Source organism: Streptomyces sp. NPDC127108 (assembly GCF_042677545.1).
Classification (GTDB): domain Bacteria; phylum Actinomycetota; class Actinomycetes; order Streptomycetales; family Streptomycetaceae; genus Streptomyces.
Map to the genome: position 1 here is coordinate 154,334 of NZ_JBHXTE010000016.1, position 17,786 is coordinate 172,119.

The window sequence follows — 17,786 nt, forward strand, 5'->3', positions numbered from 1 at the left end:
GGAGCGAATCAGCTTCTGACGCTGCGCAATGGGCTCCGGCATGGCCTGGCTCCCGCTGTCAGCGCCTCCCTCGGCCGTTTCACCGCATTTCGCGTTGATGGTGGCGGCGGTCGCGGCGGGCCGCGGGGGCGCCGAAGCAGAGGCCGCTCGGAACGCCGATGAAGCAGAGGTCGGTCGGACCGCCGATGCGACCGGCAGCCGCCCCGTTCGCTCGTCGTGGCGGCTGGCCTGGCAGGAGTTCCTTGTGGCGGCTACGAACCCGAAAGCGCTCATCCTGTTCACCGTGTTCCTGCCGCAGTTCCTGCCACGCGGCGCCGAGGGCGTGGCGGTTCCGCTCCTCGCCCGGCGTGCCCGGCGCTTGTTGGACGGCCTGACGGGCGTGGCCATGCTGGGTCTCGCGGCCTGGCTGGCGACGGAGCAGCACTGAGGCCGGGCGACGCGGCACCGCCGAGGTCGCACGCACGCATGGTGGCGGTGACTCAACGTGCGCGAGGACCGGGGCACGGCGGCAGGGCCTGTCCGGCAATGGATCAGGCAGCCGAGTCGTGCAGGCGAGAGCGGGAAGAGCTTGGCGCGGTAGCCTGGCGATCATGGGGGACTGGGAGATCCGGCCGGCTTCGACAGCGGACGTCGAGCCGGTGGCCGAGCTGCGGGCCGTGGCGCTGCGGGCGGATCTGGAGCGGCTCGGGCGCTACGACGAGCAGCGAGTGCGGCAGCGGCTGCGGGATGGGTTCGCTCCGGCGCACACCTGGGTGATCGAGGTGGATGGCCTGTTCGCCGGCTGCGTGTCGCTGCGGCCCGGCGAGGACGCCCACTGGCTGGAGCACTTTTACCTGGCTCCCCACCTGCAGGGCAGCGGCATCGGTACTGCCATGCTGCGTGAGCTGCTGGAGCGGTGTGACCGCGAGGGCACCGTCGTCCGGCTGAACGTGCTGCAAGGCAGTCGGGCCCAGCGACTGTACGAGCGGCTCGGATTCACACGCGAGACCGCGGATCCGGTGGACGTGTTCATGGTGCGCCCGCCGGCGTTGGCCGTGCGTGACAAATGATCAGCGAGCCGGTTCGCTGATCCAGTATCGGCTGATCCGGTGTCGAAGGCGGGTGGCCGGCCGCCGAGGGTTCCGCGTCGTCCGCGGTCGGCGGCTCGGTCGCGCCGCTCGGGGATCGCGGCGGCGACGCCCTGGTCCGCAACCGCCGCGGAACCCCATGGACCACCTGTCGACTCACCTCGACCTGCCGCAAGATCAATCGTCAGGCAAGTCCTGGCGCGGTAGCGGTGGCAAGTCCTAGTGCTGGAGCGGTGGCCGGCTCCAGTGCCGGTGGGCGGCCATGGCCCCTGCCAGGGCTCGGGTGAACTCCCGGGCGTCCGGTCCGGTGGAGGTGTCAGTGACCACCCCGTGGTCACTGACGGGCCGCCCGGGCTCGGAGGCGGTCCGCAGTCCCTCCAGGTCCAGCTGGCTGAGCGCGCCGACGCCGGAGCCGATTGCGCCGATGGGTTTTCCATGCCGGTAGGCATCCCGCAGGAACCGCAGGGACGCCGCGTCGGGCCACGGCGCCGGACGGGCCGGTCCGCCCGGTATCAGGACCGCGTCGTAGAGGACCGAGGCGACGGTGGGCAGCGCGCGGTCCACGGTGTACGAGTCCCCGTCGGCTGCCGTCACCTTGCCGTCCATGGCGGCCAGGGCTTCCACCACCGCTCCCTGTTCCTCCAACCCCGCTCGCACGACGTCGAGTTGGGCGGCGTCCACGCCTTCGCCCACGAGTACGGCGACCTGGCGGGTGCGAATGGAGCCGTCGCCGCGCAGGCTCTCCAACGAGAGGGCGGGAGAGGACGCCTTGCGCTCGGCTGCGGCCGGGTCGCGTTCGGGCAGGGGCACGCCGATCCCCTCGGCGACCGAAGCGGCCAGCGCGTGGTCCACATGCGCCAGTTCGGCGACGGTGCGCCGCCTGACGTGCCGGGCCGCCACCTTGCCCAGTTCGAAGCGGAAAGCGTCGACGATGTGCCGCTGTTCCCAGTCGGCCATGCTGTGCCAGAAGAGCGCTGCCTGGCTGTGGTGGTCGGTGAAGCCGGGGCTGCGGCGGCGGATCTTGGCGCCGTCGACGCGTTCGGTGAAGTGGGTGAAGGCACCTTGCTCGGTACTGGCGAGGGCCGGACAGCCGCCGCCCAGGGAGTTGGGTGTGTAGCTGGTGCCGCTGTGGATCGCGTGCTGGTGGAAGCCGTCGCGCTGGTTGCTGCGGACCGGGGCGACGGGCTGGTTGACGGGCATCTGGGCGAAGTTGGGGCCGCCGAGACGCAACAGCTGGGTGTCCAGGTAGGAGAAGTTCCGGGCCTGGAGGAGCGGGTCGTTGGTGAAGTCGATGCCGGGAACGAGGTTGGCGGTGTGGAAGGCGACCTGCTCGGTCTCGGCGAAGAAGTTGTCGGGGTTGCGGTCGAGCACCATCCGGCCGATGGGGCGGACCGGCACCTGCTCCTCAGGGAGAATCTTCGTGGCGTCCAGCAGGTCGTAGGGGAAGGCGAACTCGTCCTCCTCGGCGACCAGTTGTACGCCCAGTTCCCATTCCGGGAATTCTCCGTTCTCGATCGCCTGCCACAGGTCGCGGCGGTTGAAGTCCGGGTCGCGGCCCTGGCACTCCTGGGCTTCGTCCCACACCAGTGAGTGCACGCCCAGCTTCGGCTTCCAGTGGAACTTCACGAACGTGCCGCGCCCGGCCGCGTCCACGAAGCGGAAGGTGTGGACACCGAAGCCCTGCATCATGCGGTAGCTGCGCGGGATGGCGCGGTCCGACATCAGCCACATGATGGCGTGCAGCGTCTCCGGCTGAAGGGAGACGAAGTCCCACAGGGTGTCGTGCGCGGAGGCGCCGGTGGGAATCTCATTGTGCGGTTCGGGCTTGAGGGCGTGGACGAAGTCGGGGAACTTGATCCCGTCCTGGATGAAGAAGACCGGGAAGTTGTTGCCGACCAGGTCGTAATTACCCTCCGCGGTGTAGAACTTGGTCGCGAAACCGCGGACGTCGCGCACGGTGTCGGCGGAGCCGCGCGGGCCCTGCACGGTGGAGAAGCGAACGAAGACCGGAGTGCGCACGGAGGGGTCCTGGAGGAAGGCGGCCCGGGTGAACTCCGCACAGGACGCGTACGGTTCGAAGAATCCGTACGCGCCCGCACCGCGCGCGTGCACCACCCGCTCGGGAATGCGCTCATGGTCGAAGCGGGTGATCTTCTCGCGGAAGTGGAAGTCCTCCATGAGAGTCGGGCCGCGTTCCCCTGCGGTCAGCGAGTCGTCGGTGTGGCCCACTGGGACCCCTTGGTCCGTGGTGAGCGGGCCGTCTGCCGGATCGGCGGCCCGGTAGGCGTCGCGCTGGGACTGTTTGCGGTTCTGGGACGTCATCGGGGACTCCTTGCTTCGATTCCGGTGGCCTGGGTGGTGGCGAACGCGGGGGTGAACGCCGCGCAGAACAACCTGAGGCCGTCCGGCCTGCGGCGCGTGATGACGGCGTGGGGACCCGCTGTCACGGGCGGGATGCGCTCCTGCGGCGGACAACGGACAGCCCGCCGGGTATCCCCCGGGAACCCTCACAAAACCGGCTGCGGACCACGGCACCCGTTTCGTGAAAGCGCGGGCGCCCGGGGGCCGGTTTGCCGTGGGTCTCCGGGGTACTTGCCCGGGGCGCAAGACCACACCCACGACGGGAGGAACAACGTGACCACCGCACGAGAGATCATGACGCCTGGCGCCGAATGCATCGGCGAACAGGAAAGTGTGCTGCAGGCCGCCCGGAAGATGACCGAACTGGGGGTCGGCGCGCTGCCGATCTGTGGAACCGACGACCGCCTCAAGGGCATGGTCACCGACCGCGACATCGTCATCAAGGTACTCGGCGCCGACCAGGACCCCGGGAAGGTCACCGCCGGTGACCTCTCCCAGGGCGAAGTGGTCACCATCGGCGCGGACGACCGCGTCGAGGAGATCCTGCGCACCATGACCACGCACAAGGTGCGCCGCCTCCCCGTCATCGACAAGCAACGTCTGGTCGGCATCGTCGCCCAAGCGGACGTCGCCCGCGCGCTGCCCGACCCCCAGGTCGGCGACCTGCTGGAAGCCCTCTCCAGCGAGTAGCGGCCGCTCGACGGGGCAGAGCATGCGCAGAGCACACAGGGGTGTCGTCCGTCCAGCCCTGTGAGCGGCCCTCCGTGAGGCCCTGCGTGAAGGGCGGATGACATCGGGCGCTCGGGCGGGGAGCCGGTGCAGGCAGTGTGCTCACCGTCGCCCCGCCCGGTGGCGCGACCGTGGTGGTGCGGGCGGGATGGCGGGCGAGCGCCGCCTGCAGGGAGTGGTCGGCCGCGCGGTCGTCGAAGGCCCCATGGGCGCCGTGATCGCGACCGCCTGCATCGTCCGCCGGCTCCAGAGGTTGCCGTCCGGGAGGGTGCCGTCGGCGGTCGGCTCGTGGACTGCGCCGGTCTGCTGGGCGTCGAATCCGGTGCGGGCCGGATAGCGGTCGAGCAGGGCGGGCGCCAAGCGGTTGGATCAGAGACAGCGGGCAGTCGTACCACCGTCAGGCTCACCCGGCTGTGCCGGCGCGGGGGTTCTGTGCGCACCGCCGAGGTGAAGCCGTTGATGGCGTGCTCGGCGCCGCAGTAGGCGGACTGCAGCGGGATGGCCCGCCTTCCCGCGGGCCGGCAAGGCGATGCGGGCCCCTCGGGCACCGAAGAGGCGGGCCGTGGCCCGGCTGCCCCCGACGCTCGCGCCCGTGATGACCACGGTCTGCGACATTGCCGAATTCCTCTGTCGCCGTGACCGGCCGCTCCTCGACTGCCGGAGGGCCGGACAGCACGTCCGGTGCCGGGCGGCGTGCCGGATGGGCCGTCAGTCGGCCCCGTCGCGCTTCCCTTCTGTCCGTGCCCGGCGGTTCACTGGCCCTCGTCCGCGCCCGGCCGCTCGGGCCGGTGCCGACCGCCCGGCAGCATCTCCTGCACCTTGGCCTTGAAGCCCTGCCGGACCATGCCTGCGCGGTCGCTGTCCCCCTTGAGGATGGAGGTGGCCGCGGCCTCGATCTCATCGAGGGAGGCATGCGGCGGAATGGGCGGCACGGCGGGGTCGGTGCGGAAGTCGAGCACGAAGGGCCGACGGGCGGACAGCGCCTGGTGCCAGGCGTCCGCCACATCACCGGGCTTCTCCACGCGGAGGCCGCCAAGCCCGATGGACCGGGCGAAATCGGCGTAGGGGACATCCGGGATGCCCTGGGACGGCAGGAACTGCGGGGCGCCCGACATGGCCCGCATCTCCCAGGTCACCTGGTTCAGATCCTGGTTGTTCAGCACGGCCACGACCAGCTGCGGATTCTCCCACTGCTCCCAGTACTTGGCAGCGGTGATCAGTTCGCTCATGCCGTTCATCTGCATCGCGCCGTCGCCGACGAGGGCGATGGCCGGCCGCTGCGGGTGGGCGAACTTGGCGCCGATGGCGTACGGGACGCCGGGCCCCATGGTGGCCAGGGTGCCGGACAGCGAGCCGCGCATCGCACCGCGAAGCCGCAGGTGGCGGGCGTACCAGTTGGCGGCGGAGCCCGAGTCGGCAGTCAGGATCACGTCATCGGGCAGTAGGGAGTCCAGCGCGTGCACGACGTACTCGGGGTTGACGGGGTCGGCGTCGACAGCGGCGCGCCGCTGCATGACCTCCCACCAGCGTGCGGTGTCCTTCTCGATCTTCCGCCGCCATTTTCCGTGCTTCTTCGGCGTGAGCCGGGGCAGCAGCCGCTTGAGGGTCTCGTGCGCGTCACCGACCAGGTTGACCTCGAAGGGGTAGCGCATCCCGACCAGGTGCGGATCGATGTCGATCTGGACCGCGCGGGCCTGGTCCAGATCGGGCATGAACTGGGTGTAGGGAAAACTCGATCCGATGACCAGGAGCGTGTCGCAGTCCCGCATCATCTCGTAACTGGACCGGGTCCCCAACAGGCCGATCGCGCCGGTCACATACGGCAGGTCGTCGGGGAGCGCGTCCTTGCCCAGCAATGCCTTGGCGACCCCGGCCGCCAGGACGTCGGCGGTCTGCTCGACCTCGGCCCGAGCGCCTCGCGCGCCCTGCCCGATGAGGATCGCCACCTTCTCGCCGGCGTTGAGGACCTCGGCGGCCTCGGTGATCGCGTGGTCCGCCGGGACGGGGGCGTACTCGGCCATGCCCAGGCTTGAGGGGACCATCTTGAAGGCATGCGCGGGCGGGGAGTAATCCAGCTCCTGCACATCGGCGGGGACGATGACCGCGGTGACGGTGCGGCGGGCGTAGGCGGTGCGCATCGCCCGGTCCAGGACATTGGGGAGCTGTTCGGGGACGGTGACCATCTCGCAGTAGTCGCCCGCGACGTCCTTGTAGAGGCTGAGCAGGTCGACCTCTTGCTGGTAGGAGCCGCCCAGCGCGCTGCGGTTGGTCTGTCCGACGATCGCGACCACCGGGACGTGGTCGAGCTTGGCGTCGTACAGCCCGTTGAGCAGATGGATGGCGCCGGGCCCGGAGGTCGCCGCGCAGACGCCCACCCTGCCGGAGAACTTGGCGTAGCCGACGGCTTGGAACGCGGCCATCTCCTCGTGCCGGGCCTGAATGAACCGCGGTGTGTTCGTCGCGCGGCCCCAGGCGGCGAGCAGTCCGTTGATGCCGTCGCCGGGGTAGGCGAAGACATGCTCCACGTTCCACTCCCGCAGGCGTTGCAGCAGGTAGTCGGAGACTTTTGTCGACACAGAAATCACCTTTCTGTCCAGCGGGATCGGGGCGGGTGCGCCGTCGTTCCTCGATGGCCGCCGGGCACGGACGGCGAGGGCCGCAGTGCCGACGGCGGCGGCCGCGGCACGGGCGATGACCGGACGCCCCGCGGTGGTCGGGGCGAGGGTCCGGGCGGCGAGCTCTTGCCGCTAGGGGGACCCGCCCGGGTAGCGCGTCCTGAGCCCGGTACCCCGCACACCGAGCCCCATGCGCGCCACGCATCGGGCGGCACCACTGCTCACGAAGGGAGGCGCCGCTCGGGGCCGGGGATGCGGAGGAGACGGCTGAGGGCCGGTGCGATGGCGTCCAGAGGCAGCACGTGGTCCACCTGGCCCGTTGTGATGGCGGCGCGGGGCATGCCGTGGAATTCGGCCGTCTCGGGGTCCTGCACGATGACGGTGCCGCCCTGCGTCCTGACCGCTTTCACGCCTTGGGCGCCGTCATCGTCGGCCCCGGTCAGGACGCAGGCGATGACGCGTGGCCCGTACGTCTGCGCGGCCGATGCGAAGAGGGGGTCGGCGGCCGGGCGTGCGGAGTGGACCCGGCCCTCCTGCGTCAGGCCGAGTCTGCCGGTGCTGCGCACACACAGGTGCCGGTCGGGCGGGGCGATATAGACCGTCCCGGCCAGGGGAGTTTCCCCGCCCTGGGCCAAGGTGACGGTCAAGGCGGTGGCCCGGGACAGGATGGCGGTGATGCGGGTCTCACGGGAACGGTGCAGGTGCTGGGCCACCAGCACGGGCACCGGCAGCGCGGCATCCAGCCCGCCCAGGAGGGTCCGCAGGGCAGGAATGCCCCCGGCGGAGGAGGCCACCAGCACGGTGGCGAAGGGGGCGCGGGCGTCGTCCTCCGACGCTCCCTGGCTGTCCTCGTCCATAGCGCTGCTCACACCCCCACAGGTCCGGCCGTTCGCGTCCGACTACCGCGGGACGGGCCACATAAACGTCAGTGAGACGCTCCCTGGCTCTGCGTGAACGAACGTCGCGCGGTGCTTCTGAGCTGGGCCGGACTTTTTCAGAGGCCCCCGCGCGTTTGGCGCGTGCCCAGCCAGGTACCCAGTGCGCGGTCGCGTGGCGTGCGGAAGGGCACGGTAGTGGAAGCGCCGTGACATCGGAGCGCACACGGCTCTGGTCGTCGGTCCGGTCCGGGAGAACACGCCGGCCCGCAGCGCCGCCGGGCTCGCCGCACTCGCGGACACCGTGGCGACGAAGGCGGCCGAGCGGCGTCTCGGTGCGGTCGCCGCGACATATCGGCAGGGCAGGGCGGGCACTCTCCTGCGTACGGCCCAGGCGCTCACCCTCGCGGGGGCGTCGCTCGCCGCCGTCCTTGGCGGCCGGCGACCGGCCGCGATCGCCTCGGGCCTGGCGCTTCTCACGGGCTCCGCGTGCACGCGTTTCGGGGTGTTCGCGGCGGGAGTGGCATCCGCCCAGGACCCGAAGTACACCGTGGAACCACAGCGCGCACGCAGGGAACAGCGCGAACCGTGACCGCCGCTACAGGCAGTCACGTAGCGCGGAGCCCCGCACTGTGAGCCCCTTGGAGAAGAGCATCACTCGACGGAAGGACGTGTCATGCCCGCAGGATCGAACCGCAAGAGGGAACGTCAGTACGAGCACATCAAGGAAAGCGCGCAGCAGCGGGGCGAATCCACGAAGAGGGCCAAGGAGATCGCCGCGCGCACAGTGAACAAGGAACGGGCCCGTGCCGGTGAATCCCGCACGGCCAGCTGCACCTCCACCAAAGACCCCAAGTCGGCATCACAGCGCGGCGGTGAACGCTCACACCAGGGAGCCCAGGGGCCCACCAAGGACCAGCTCTACGCCGAGGCGCAACGCAAGGGCGTCAAGGGCCGTTCGTCGATGAACAAGGCGGAACTGGCCAAGGCCGTCGACCGCTGAGCGCAGCATGCCGCGCGGGTGCACGCCCACGACCCGGCCCCGGCTCGCCGAGGCCACCGCCTCAGGGCTGGAGGCCCACGATGCCCGGCAGCGCCAACGCGCCGAGTGCGGCCGTGCCCAGCACGAACCAGGCGACGTAGTCCCCGATGTGCCCCGAGTGCAGTCGCCGCAGAGGTGCTGCCCACGCGTACGGCTCCGTCGGCACCGTCCGCCGCACGGCGAGGGCGGCGCACCCTGCCGCGCACGCCGTGGACAGCGCGCCGCTGAGCAGGGTGGCGGGCGTCCAGTGCGGTACGGGGGCTTGCGGGCCGCCGAACGCCTGGCCGGCCCCTGCGGCCACGGCGTGCACGAGCCCCACGGCCAGCGCGCCCGCCAGCAGCGCTCCGGGCACGGCCACCATCGGCAGAGGAACCCGCCGCCCCAGGGGTGCGCGTGTCTCGGGCTCCTCGTCCCCGGAGGTGGACGCGGGTGACGACGAGGGGTCCGGCCGCGGGCCCGCGCCCAGAAACACCCGCGCCCCGGCGCGCAGCACAGCTGAGCCCGTGACGACGGAGACAACGAGGAACAGCACGGTGGCCGCTCCCCCCGAGGCCTCCTCGATCACGCCCTTCCCCAGGCCTGTACCGAAGGGCGGCAAGCCCGTCAGGGCCAGCGCGGCCATGCCGTAGAGCGCGGCGACGACCGGCAACTCCTTCCCCTTGCCGTGCAGTTCACGTTCGTCCACGCTGCCGTACCGGTCCAACAGGATGCCGGTGCACGCGAACAGCGCAGCCTTGGCGCCCGCGTGTCCCAGCACGTAGAGGGCGACTCCTGCGGTCGGCTCGGGCCGCAGGAGACCGATCCCCACGAGGAAGAGCCCCGTGTGGGCGATCGTCGAGTACGCGAGCAGTCGCTTGAGGTGGTGCTGCTGCCAGCACAGCAGCGCACCGAGCAGGGCCGTGACCGTCCCCAGACCGACGAGGCAATGGGTGAAGTCGGCCGCGGGCAGCCCACCGGGCCCCGCGAAGACGGTGGCGTAGACGCGCCAGACACCGTAGACGCCGAGTTCGACCATGACTCCGGACAGCAGCATGCAGACCGGAGTCGGCGCCACGGCGTGGGCATCCGGCAGCCAGAAGTGGAAGGGCACGGCAGCGGCCTTCACGAGCAGCCCGGTCATCACCAGAACGAACGCGCCCAGGACGAGTGCGTCCGGGGGGCCTGTGCCGCGGAGCGCGTCGCCGATCTGCCGCATGCCCAGCTCGCCCGTGCGGGCGTACAGCATCGTGATCCCCATCAACGTCGCGTACGCGCCCAGGGAGTTGATGACACCGAACGTGAGGGCTCCTTGAACGGCCTTGGGCTCCTCCACCCGGTAGCCCGTCAGGGCGTACGCGACGACGCTCATCAACTCGAAGAAGACGAAGGCGTTGAAGAGGTCACCCGTCAGCGCGAATCCGCACATGCCCGCTTGGAAGAGCAGCACGAGCGACGGGAATGCTCCCTTGTGCCCCTTCGGCACTTCGTCGAAGTAGTGCCAGGAGTAGGCGAGTACGGCCACGGTCAGCAGGGAGACGAGCGTGGCGAGTCCCGTGCCCGGGGCATCGCCGACCAGCACGATGCCCACGCTCTTCCCGTCGACGGGCTCCCATCCCCCGCCCCATTCCGTGACGCCCGGTGAGGAGTCCTTGAGGAGCAGGGCGGCGAGCACCGCGGTCGAGAGGGCCACCGCGGCGGCGATCCCGTCGGTGACGGCCCGTGGCAGCAGGCGGCCGACCGCGACAAGGAGGGCGGCGCCCAGCAGCGGCAGGACCACGAGCAGAGGCAGCAGTCGGCTCATCCGCGCAGCTCGGACAGTTCGTCCGGATCGGTGGTGCCGTGCCGTTTGGCCACCTGGATCACGAGCGCCAGAAGCAGGGCGGTGACCGTGGCTCCCACGACCACGTCGGTGAGAGCGAGCGCCTGCACCACGGGATCGACCAGCGGGCGCGAACGCGGAGCCATGTCGGAGTGGACCGGTGCGGTGCCGCCCTCGCGGTAGCCGACGGCCAGGAGCAGCACGTACGTCGCGGACTGGCAGACGGTCAGGCAGCCGACGGCGTGCACCAGGTGCCGGCTCGTGGCCAGTCCGTAGCAGCCGACGAGGAAGATCCACCCGGCGATCACGTAGGGCCATGTGTGGGTCACGCCGTGCCCGTCTCCCCCGCGTGGGAGGGGGCATCGGTGATCTCCACTGCCTGGTCGAGGAAGCGGGACACCAACACGACCACCGCACAGGCCACTTCGATGCCGACTGCCAGATTCAACAGGGGCACGATCCCGCCCGACGACAAGGTGTTGAACGTCCCGTACGGCAGAAGGGTGTTGGCCAGGAAGGCGGAACCTCCGATCAGGGCGGCAACGCCGACGAGGAGGAAGGCGGCTTCGCCGACCGCGTCACCCACCTCGTACAGGGCCACCGGCCGGATCCGTTCGAGAGCCCGGTAGTCCACCCCGACGTAAAGAAGGTGGACGGCGGTGGCCACGATCACGCCTCCTTGGAAACCGCCGCCCGGGCTCAACTGGCCGTGGGCGACCACATACAGACCGACCACCAGGACCATGGGGAGGGCCACCAGCGCGTAGCGCCGAACCCAACGGTCGACGGCGACGGAGCCCGGCGGCACACGGTCCTCGTCGCGGGTCTGACGGAGCAGGACGACGGTCCCCAGGACGGCGGCGAAGAGGATGGACTGCTCGCCCAACGTGTCGAACGCACGCAGGTCGAAATTGACCGACGAGACCACGTTCGCGGTGCGTCGGCCGAGGGCTTCGCCGGTCGCACGATCACCGTACGGGTGTCGATCGCCACCGAACCGTGGCAGTCGCACGAACGCGGCGACGAGCAGCGACGCCAGACCGATCCCCCCGATGCCCAGGACCCACCGCCGCATACGGATGCTCACCGCTCGGTCCTGTCACCGGCCGGGTGCCCACGGCGTCTGACCTTACGGACGGACAGCAGGATCATCAGGGGCGTCAGCACGGACCCGACGGCCAGTTGGGACAGTGCCACGTCCGGTGCCTGCAGGACGGTGAAGAGCGCCGCAAGGGACAGGCCCAGCACCGCGAGCACCAGCGCCTGCCGGGCCGGCTCCCGCACCGCGACCGCCACCGTCGCCGACGCGGCGACCAGCAAGAGACACAGGGAGACGATCACATCGTTGCCCAAAACGATTCACCTCTGAGTTCGCGCCGCTCATCGCGCCGCGTCCGCTTTCTTCACCACACCCACGGACAGCGCCCGCGAGGCGATCACGTTGCCGAAGGACACCAGGGTCCCGATGAGAAGGAGCTTGAGCATCGGCCTGCCGAAGGGGGTCGCCGCGCACACGGCGACCGTCACCGTCAGGGAGCCCGCCACGCACAGAGCCGTCACCGCCGTAGCCCCGCGCGGCCTGCCGACGGGCAAGTCGTCGGCCAGCAGACGCACGTACACGAGCGTGCCCGCGGGGCCGAGCAAGGACAGGACCAGGGAGAGATCGACGTAGGAGGGGCGCCCGTAGCCCTGCGCGATCAGGAGGAAGGCGAGTGCGACGACGGTGCTGCCCGCGTTCTGGACCAGCACCCGGCGGGCCAGCGGGCCGGACGCCACCCCCCAGACCACGGCGGGCACCCCCGCTCCCAGGAGCGCGGCCCCGCACCAGAGCCAGGCGTTCATTCGGAGCCCGCCGCACGCCGAGCCGCTGTGGCTGCCGACGCCCCGGCCAGTGCGCAGCCGACCCCGACTGTCAGCTCCATCACATCGACGCCACTGATCAGAACGATCCACAGTGCGACAAGAACCACCCACCAGGACAGGAACTCCGCACCGGTGCGGAGAGCTCCGGCGCGCCACCACGCCGTTCTCATGTCGTACGCGGGGAGGGTGTCAGGCGCGGCACAGGCAGAACGGGTGGCCCGCAGGGTCGGCATAGACGCGGAAACCGCGCTGCCCGTCCTGGTCGTCCAGGTCCAGTGGCATGGCGCCGAGCGACAGTGCCTGGCTCTCTGCCGCTGCCATGTCCGTGACGTGAAAGTCGAGATGCAGTTGCTGGGAGTCGTCCGCGCGGGGCCACTGGGGCGGCTGGTGCCCCTCGGCTCGTTGGAAGGCGATGCGATGGCCGCCCGGGACGTACAGGTCGTACCAATCTTCCCCGTCCTGCTTGATCTCTCCCCCGAGGAGGGCGGCGTAGAAGGCCGCCAGGGCAGAAGGATCAGGGCAGTCCACAGCGACGAGACAGTATGTGGCTACGGGCACGGTGTTCTCCTTGTCCACGTCTGTGACACGTCTTTCGCCGGCTACGGGTGCCCTGAGCCGGGGCTCGCACACAGCGGTTCGATGCGAAAACCGAGGCACCATGTCAAAGCCGCTTCCAGACCCTGCGCGGGCGGCTGCCGAGAACACACTCTTCCACGTACTCCCACTTCAACGGCCCCACCCGGACGCCTGCGTGTCGATGATCGGGCGGGTCCTTGGGAAAGGTGCTCAGGATCCGTCCAGGAGCGGAAGGAGGAAGTCGTCCCAGCGGATAGGCGCCTCACAGCCAAGAGGAACTAGCCGCTGTGTGACGTACAACCACTCCGCGATCACGTCCAGTTCCGTCTCCACGACGGCACCGGCCTCTGCGGAGCCGAGACGTACGCGGACAAGAGCCGGACCGCACAGGGGTCGACAGCGCCCTAGCTCACGGAGGCGGGCAGGGCTCGCCCAAACCTGTGATGCACCTCCCGGGTGCCCCGCTACGGACGAGCCATACAGGAGGCGCCCGGATCACCGCCGCAGGGTCGCACACCACTACGGCGGGTCACGGAGAGAACCGCACAGCGAACAATCAGCCAACAGACGCGTCCACGGGGAAGGACTCTCCTCGATGCAGCGTAAGAGTGTTGCACTGGGTTCGTTGATCAAGGATTCTGTGGATGCAGGCCGCTTCCCCCCAGTCCCCGTGGAGGCCCTCCTTGCCTACCGATGCCGGCCACCTTGGACATGGCTCCAACAAGGACGAAGTCACGGCCGAGCAGGTCGTGGAACTCCGCGACGAGGTCCAGCATCTCAAGCATGCGGTCACCTCGCACGAGACGGTCGACCAGGCCATCGGCGTCGTGCTGGCTCTTGGCCAGCTGTCGCCGGCCGAAGCATGGGACGTCCTGCGAGAGGTCTCCATGCAAACCAACGTCAAACTCCGTATCGTTGCCGAGCGCATCGTCGAGTGGGGGCGGACCGGGAGCCTTGATGATGCGCTGCGCGGCGAGTTGGAGCGCCAGCTCGACGTGCGCAAGAGGGAGCGGGCGGCACAGGACAGGTCGCAGGTCAGCGAGTGATCACGGACACAGCTCGCAGATGCGTATGCGACGCGTGACCTTCGCCACCGCAAGGCCGGTACTGCCGTCAAGCGAAGTCGCAGTCATCTCGCCATCGACTACCAACAGAAAACGTACGGCGGGGCGGCCTCGACCGCGGGTTGGTTGGGCTCGTACACCTCGGGGTCGTCCCCGGGGCCGCTGCCGAATCCGGGGTCCATACGTGACACCTTGCTGCGGGGCTGTTCGGGCCCCCATCACTACCCCCACTCGCTCCTTAAACCACCTTGCTATCAGGCCCTCGTGGTCGGCTCATCTGTGCTTCCAAACGCCGGGCTTGATCGAGCAGCGGGTCACCTCGTTGCCGCTCGCTCCCACTGGCCTGTCCCCGCGCCTCCGCCTCATCGCCCACAGGCGGCCCGCCGCCGTCCTGCCGATGAGCCAACGGCTCGACCGAGAGCGGCCACAACGCGGCACTCACCTCATCCGCCCCGGCCTGCACGGCAAACTCCCGTTGGTGAACGTACGAGGCGTTGGCGGCGACGGTCACCACGGCTAAGGCACACAGGCGCCGAAGCCATGACTCCAGGGCAAGTCCCCCAGGCTGCTGGGGCGGGAGTACCCGAGAGTCCACATGAAGTTCCTTCGCCGACCCGTTCCTCCCCGGCACGGGAGTGGATCTCCCAACCGGTCCCCCACCACGTCCTGTTGTTCGGAAGTCGGTCACTCCGCGGATGCTGACGTACGGCAGCGTGCGGTCGTGCTCGGCGATCGTCATCCGTGGCTCCTCCTTCCTCTCCAACTGGTCATGAATGGGGGCCAGTAGCGCGGTGCCGCCGACGCAAACGACCCACAAGGTACGCAACGTTCACACCGGCGCGCCGTGTTGACACAACTTGGTCAAGAAAGATCCGGGGACCGACCGGTAATCGGAAGACTCCGCCCTACACTGACCGCCGAGCAACATCAGTAACTCGCACACCACTTCACCGACCCGTACACCCCCACAACAGCATCCGCCCCGCCCCGTACACCGCGTTAACTCCCCGTTCACCCCTTCGTCCGTCGCGGAACACCCCCCACCCGCTCAGCCAGAGCCCAGAGGACCCATGCCGATGCCGTTAGCCCGCCCGGTGTATCACCCGGCCGGTCACGACGCTCCCCTGCGTGCCGTGCTCCAGGACCTCAAGGCAGGCCGCTGGGTGTCGACGAGGAACCTGCTCACCGAGACCCCCGACTGGGGACTGTGGACGCAGCGGACGCAGATCCTGGCCGCGGCCGTCGCCGGTTCCGACGTGGTGCGCGCCTGGCTCGCCGAGGAGCCGCGCAGCGTCGCCGCGACGGTCCTGCACACCCGCGTCACGGTGGAGCGCGCCCTGCGCGCGCACCGCGCGGGCCACCGCCACACCAACGAGCTGTGGCGGGAGGCCAACGACGCCTGCCGGGTCGCCTCGCAGACCACGCCGGAGGACCCCGTCCCGTGGATCTGTCTGCTCGCCCTCGCCCAGCTCGACGAGGGCCAGCGGTGGGACGAGCACCGGGTGGCCGCGCCGGAGCCGATGCTGTTCCCCGGCCCCTGGCACATCCTCGCCGAGGCCGAGAAGCGCGACCCCGGCAACCGCGAGGCGTACCACCGCATGCTCCAGTTCGCGTACAACCGCAGGCCCGGGGCGCCGCTCACCGAGGCGGTGAACTTCGTGCACTGGGCGTCCGCCGCGGCCCCCGCGGGTTCGGCGCTGCATGTGCTGCCGCTGTACGCGCGCGTGGAGCGCTACCGCCGCGAGGGCGGCAACGAGCGTGCCCTGGACCTGCACTGGGTCGGGGAGGACGCCACGCGCAGCGCGCTCAGGGCGCTCCAGCTGTGGTTCGACCACGCGCGGCCGGAGTCGACGTCGCTGCTCGACCTGAACCACCTGGCGCACGCGCTGTGGGGAGCCCACCAGTTCCACGACGCGGTCCGGGTGTTCGAGGCGCTCGACCCCTTCTACACGACCGTGCCGTGGACGTACCGCACGCAGGCGCCCGGTGACGCGGACGCGGCGGCGGAGGCCTTCGTCCAGGCCCGCGTGCGCTGCTACCACGCGGCGCGCGGCCCGGGCACCGGCCCGCACGGCTGACCCTCCCGGCTGCCCCTCGGTCGATTCCCCCTCCTCCCCTCCCGCGCATTCGCAGAGACCCCACCCCCCGCACCCCCGCACCCCCCGCTCTTCCCCCGGAGGTTCACCCGTGTCCCGCACCACCGTGTCGAGCTCCGTCCCGGCGCCAGCGCTCCCCGACGAGGAACAACGGCTACGAGAGCTCGGCTACCAGCCCGTCCTGGCCCGCCGCATGGGCGGGTTCGGCAACTTCGCCATCAGCTTCTCCGTCATATCCATCCTGTCCGGCTGCATGACGCTGTACGGGTTCGGCCTCGGCACCGGCGGCCCCGCGGTGATGATGTGGGGCTGGGCGGGCGTCGGTCTGATGGTGCTGTTCGTGGGTCTCGCCCTCGCGGAGGTCACCAGCGCCTACCCGACGTCGGGTGCGCTCTACTACATGGCGGACCGGCTCGGCGGGCGCCGCTGGGGCTGGTACACGGGCTGGCTGAACCTGCTCGGCCTGCTCGGCGCGATCGCCGGCATCGACTACGGCGCGGCCCTGTTCAGCGGCGCGCTGCTGAGCATGCACACGGACTTCACCCCGACGGCCGGATCCACGTTCGTCATCTTCCTGTGCATCCTGCTCCTGCACGCGCTCCTGAACCTCTTCAACGTGCGCCTGGTCAGCCTCTTCAACTCCATCTCCGTGTGGTGGCACCTGGCCGGTGTCGCGGTGATCGTCGGTGTCCTCGCGATCGTCCCTGACAGCCACCAGTCGCCGTCGTTCGTCTTCGGCGAGTTCGTCAACGACACGGGCTGGTCGAGCCCGATGTACGTGGCGATGATCGGTCTGCTCCTCGCGCAGTACACGTTCTCCGGGTACGACGCGTCGGCGCACCTGTCGGAGGAGACCTCCAACGCCTCGGTGACGGCGGCCCGGGGCATCGTGCGGGCCATCTGGGTCTCCTGGATCGCCGGTTTCGTGCTGCTCGCCGGTCTCACCTTCGCGATCCAGGACTACGTCGGCACCCAGGAGAGCGCGACCGGCGTGCCCCCGGCGCAGATCTTCATCGACGGGCTCGGCACGTCCGGCGCCACCGCCCTGATGCTCATCGTGATCGTGGCGCAGCTGTTCTGCGGCAACGCCGAGACGGCCGCGGCCAGCCGCATGGTGTTCGCGTTCAGCCGTGACAACGCCCTGCCCGGCTCGAAGCTCTGGCGCAAGGTCAGCCCCAAGACGCAGACGCCGGTGCCCGCCGTGTGGCTGTCGGTGGGCCTCGCCGCCGTCATCGCGCTGCCTTCGCTGTACTCCAAGACGGCGTACGGCGCGGTCACGGCCATCAACGTCATCGGCATCACGCCCGCGTACGCGATCCCGGTCCTCCTGCGCCTGCGGGCGGGCGACCGCTTCCAGCCGGGCCCGTGGAACCTCGGCAAGTGGAGCAAGCCGGTCGGCTGGATCGCGGTGGTCTGGGTCGGCTTCGTGACCGTCCTGTTCTGCCTGCCGCAGGCCTCGCCGGTGAACGTCGAGTCGATGAACTACGCGTCGATCGCCCTCGCCGTCGTCCTGATCCTCGCCACCGTCTGGTGGTTCGTGGCACGGCGCTCCTACAGCACGCCGTCCGCGTACGGCACGGACAAGGAACAGGCGGAGATCGCGGAGGACATCGTCTGACCGGGCGGCCGGGCCGTTCGGCACCGGATGAAAGGGGCGGTCCACCGGGTGGACCGCCCCTTCACGCTGTCAGGACCCCTGT

The 17,786-nt window shown here is 70.1% G+C and carries 17 protein-coding genes and 1 pseudogene; 8 read left to right on the forward strand and 10 right to left on the reverse strand.

Going from position 1 to position 17,786, the window contains the following annotated elements; translation table 11 throughout:
- Nucleotides 1-40: 40 nt before the first annotated feature.
- A complete protein-coding gene (locus tag ACFVHO_RS15725) occupies nt 41-427 on the forward strand; it encodes a hypothetical protein (RefSeq protein WP_385713844.1) in 387 nt (128 codons plus the stop codon).
- A gap of 163 nt (nt 428-590) precedes the next feature.
- A complete protein-coding gene (locus ACFVHO_RS15730; protein WP_385713846.1) occupies nt 591-1,049 on the forward strand; it encodes a GNAT family N-acetyltransferase in 459 nt (152 codons plus the stop codon).
- 237 nt (nt 1,050-1,286) lie between these two features.
- Here the strand turns inward: ACFVHO_RS15730 and ACFVHO_RS15735 are convergent, their stop codons facing one another.
- Nucleotides 1,287-3,389: a catalase gene (locus tag ACFVHO_RS15735; RefSeq protein WP_385713848.1), complete on the reverse strand. Its 2,103-nt coding sequence runs from the start codon at nt 3,387-3,389 to the stop codon at nt 1,287-1,289.
- A 312-nt stretch (nt 3,390-3,701) separates the two neighbouring features.
- On the opposite strand from ACFVHO_RS15735, the gene ACFVHO_RS15740 reads away from it, so the two are divergent.
- The gene (locus tag ACFVHO_RS15740) at nt 3,702-4,118 is read left to right on the forward strand and encodes a CBS domain-containing protein (RefSeq protein WP_385713850.1); all 417 of its coding nucleotides are present in this window, start codon (nt 3,702-3,704) and stop codon (nt 4,116-4,118) included.
- Nucleotides 4,119-4,909: 791 nt separating this feature from the next.
- Here the strand turns inward: ACFVHO_RS15740 and ACFVHO_RS15745 are convergent.
- Together ACFVHO_RS15745 and ACFVHO_RS15750 are read right to left on the reverse strand one after the other, a co-directional pair.
- The gene (locus ACFVHO_RS15745) at nt 4,910-6,733 is read right to left on the reverse strand and encodes a thiamine pyrophosphate-requiring protein (protein ID WP_385713852.1); all 1,824 of its coding nucleotides are present in this window, start codon (nt 6,731-6,733) and stop codon (nt 4,910-4,912) included.
- Between the two features lie 260 nt (nt 6,734-6,993).
- Nucleotides 6,994-7,629 carry a chemotaxis protein CheB gene (locus ACFVHO_RS15750; RefSeq protein WP_385713854.1) on the reverse strand — a complete coding sequence of 212 codons (636 nt, stop codon included), beginning with the start codon at nt 7,627-7,629 and terminating at the stop codon, nt 6,994-6,996.
- Nucleotides 7,630-7,876: 247 nt separating this feature from the next.
- Between ACFVHO_RS15750 and ACFVHO_RS15755 the strand changes: the two are divergent.
- Nucleotides 7,877-8,239 (forward strand): annotated as a pseudogene (locus ACFVHO_RS15755) (polysulfide reductase); the annotation flags it as partial.
- Between the two features lie 84 nt (nt 8,240-8,323).
- The gene (locus ACFVHO_RS15760) at nt 8,324-8,650 is read left to right on the forward strand and encodes a plasmid stabilization protein (RefSeq protein ID WP_385713855.1); all 327 of its coding nucleotides are present in this window, start codon (nt 8,324-8,326) and stop codon (nt 8,648-8,650) included.
- A gap of 61 nt (nt 8,651-8,711) precedes the next feature.
- Here the strand turns inward: ACFVHO_RS15760 and ACFVHO_RS15765 are convergent, their stop codons facing one another.
- From ACFVHO_RS15765 to ACFVHO_RS15790, 6 genes are all read right to left on the reverse strand, one after another.
- Nucleotides 8,712-10,469: a complex I subunit 5 family protein gene (locus ACFVHO_RS15765; RefSeq protein WP_385713857.1), complete on the reverse strand. Its 1,758-nt coding sequence runs from the start codon at nt 10,467-10,469 to the stop codon at nt 8,712-8,714.
- Entirely contained in the window at nt 10,466-10,816 is a 351-nt protein-coding gene (locus tag ACFVHO_RS15770; protein ID WP_385713859.1) for a sodium:proton antiporter, read from the reverse strand. The genes ACFVHO_RS15765 and ACFVHO_RS15770 overlap by 4 nt, the downstream gene beginning before the upstream one ends.
- Nucleotides 10,813-11,574 (reverse strand): MnhB domain-containing protein, encoded by a 762-nt coding sequence (locus tag ACFVHO_RS15775; RefSeq protein WP_385713861.1) that lies wholly within the window; start codon nt 11,572-11,574, stop codon nt 10,813-10,815. Before ACFVHO_RS15775 ends, ACFVHO_RS15770 begins: the two co-directional genes overlap by 4 nt.
- Nucleotides 11,571-11,840, reverse strand: coding sequence for a Na(+)/H(+) antiporter subunit B (locus tag ACFVHO_RS15780; protein ID WP_385713863.1), 270 nt, complete (start codon nt 11,838-11,840; stop codon nt 11,571-11,573). Before ACFVHO_RS15780 ends, ACFVHO_RS15775 begins: the two co-directional genes overlap by 4 nt.
- Before the next feature lie 27 nt (nt 11,841-11,867).
- Nucleotides 11,868-12,329: a monovalent cation/H+ antiporter complex subunit F gene (locus tag ACFVHO_RS15785; RefSeq protein WP_385713865.1), complete on the reverse strand. Its 462-nt coding sequence runs from the start codon at nt 12,327-12,329 to the stop codon at nt 11,868-11,870.
- 210 nt (nt 12,330-12,539) lie between these two features.
- Nucleotides 12,540-12,908, reverse strand: a complete 369-nt coding sequence (locus tag ACFVHO_RS15790; protein WP_385713867.1) for a VOC family protein — start codon at nt 12,906-12,908, stop codon at nt 12,540-12,542.
- Nucleotides 12,909-13,609: 701 nt separating this feature from the next.
- Between ACFVHO_RS15790 and ACFVHO_RS15795 the strand changes: the two genes are divergently transcribed.
- Nucleotides 13,610-13,972, forward strand: coding sequence for an ANTAR domain-containing protein (locus tag ACFVHO_RS15795; protein ID WP_385713868.1), 363 nt, complete (start codon nt 13,610-13,612; stop codon nt 13,970-13,972).
- Nucleotides 13,973-14,228: 256 nt separating this feature from the next.
- Here ACFVHO_RS15795 and ACFVHO_RS15800 read toward each other — a convergent pair whose 3' ends face one another.
- Nucleotides 14,229-14,729 carry a DUF2637 domain-containing protein gene (locus ACFVHO_RS15800; RefSeq protein ID WP_385713870.1) on the reverse strand — a complete coding sequence of 167 codons (501 nt, stop codon included), beginning with the start codon at nt 14,727-14,729 and terminating at the stop codon, nt 14,229-14,231.
- A 331-nt stretch (nt 14,730-15,060) separates the two neighbouring features.
- Between ACFVHO_RS15800 and ACFVHO_RS15805 the strand changes: the two genes are divergently transcribed.
- On the forward strand, nt 15,061-16,068 hold the full coding sequence (locus ACFVHO_RS15805; RefSeq protein WP_385713872.1) for a hypothetical protein: 1,008 nt from the start codon (nt 15,061-15,063) through the stop codon (nt 16,066-16,068).
- Between the two features lie 109 nt (nt 16,069-16,177).
- Nucleotides 16,178-17,704: an amino acid permease gene (locus ACFVHO_RS15810; RefSeq protein ID WP_385713873.1), complete on the forward strand. Its 1,527-nt coding sequence runs from the start codon at nt 16,178-16,180 to the stop codon at nt 17,702-17,704.
- The last annotated feature ends 82 nt before the right edge of the window (nt 17,705-17,786 follow it).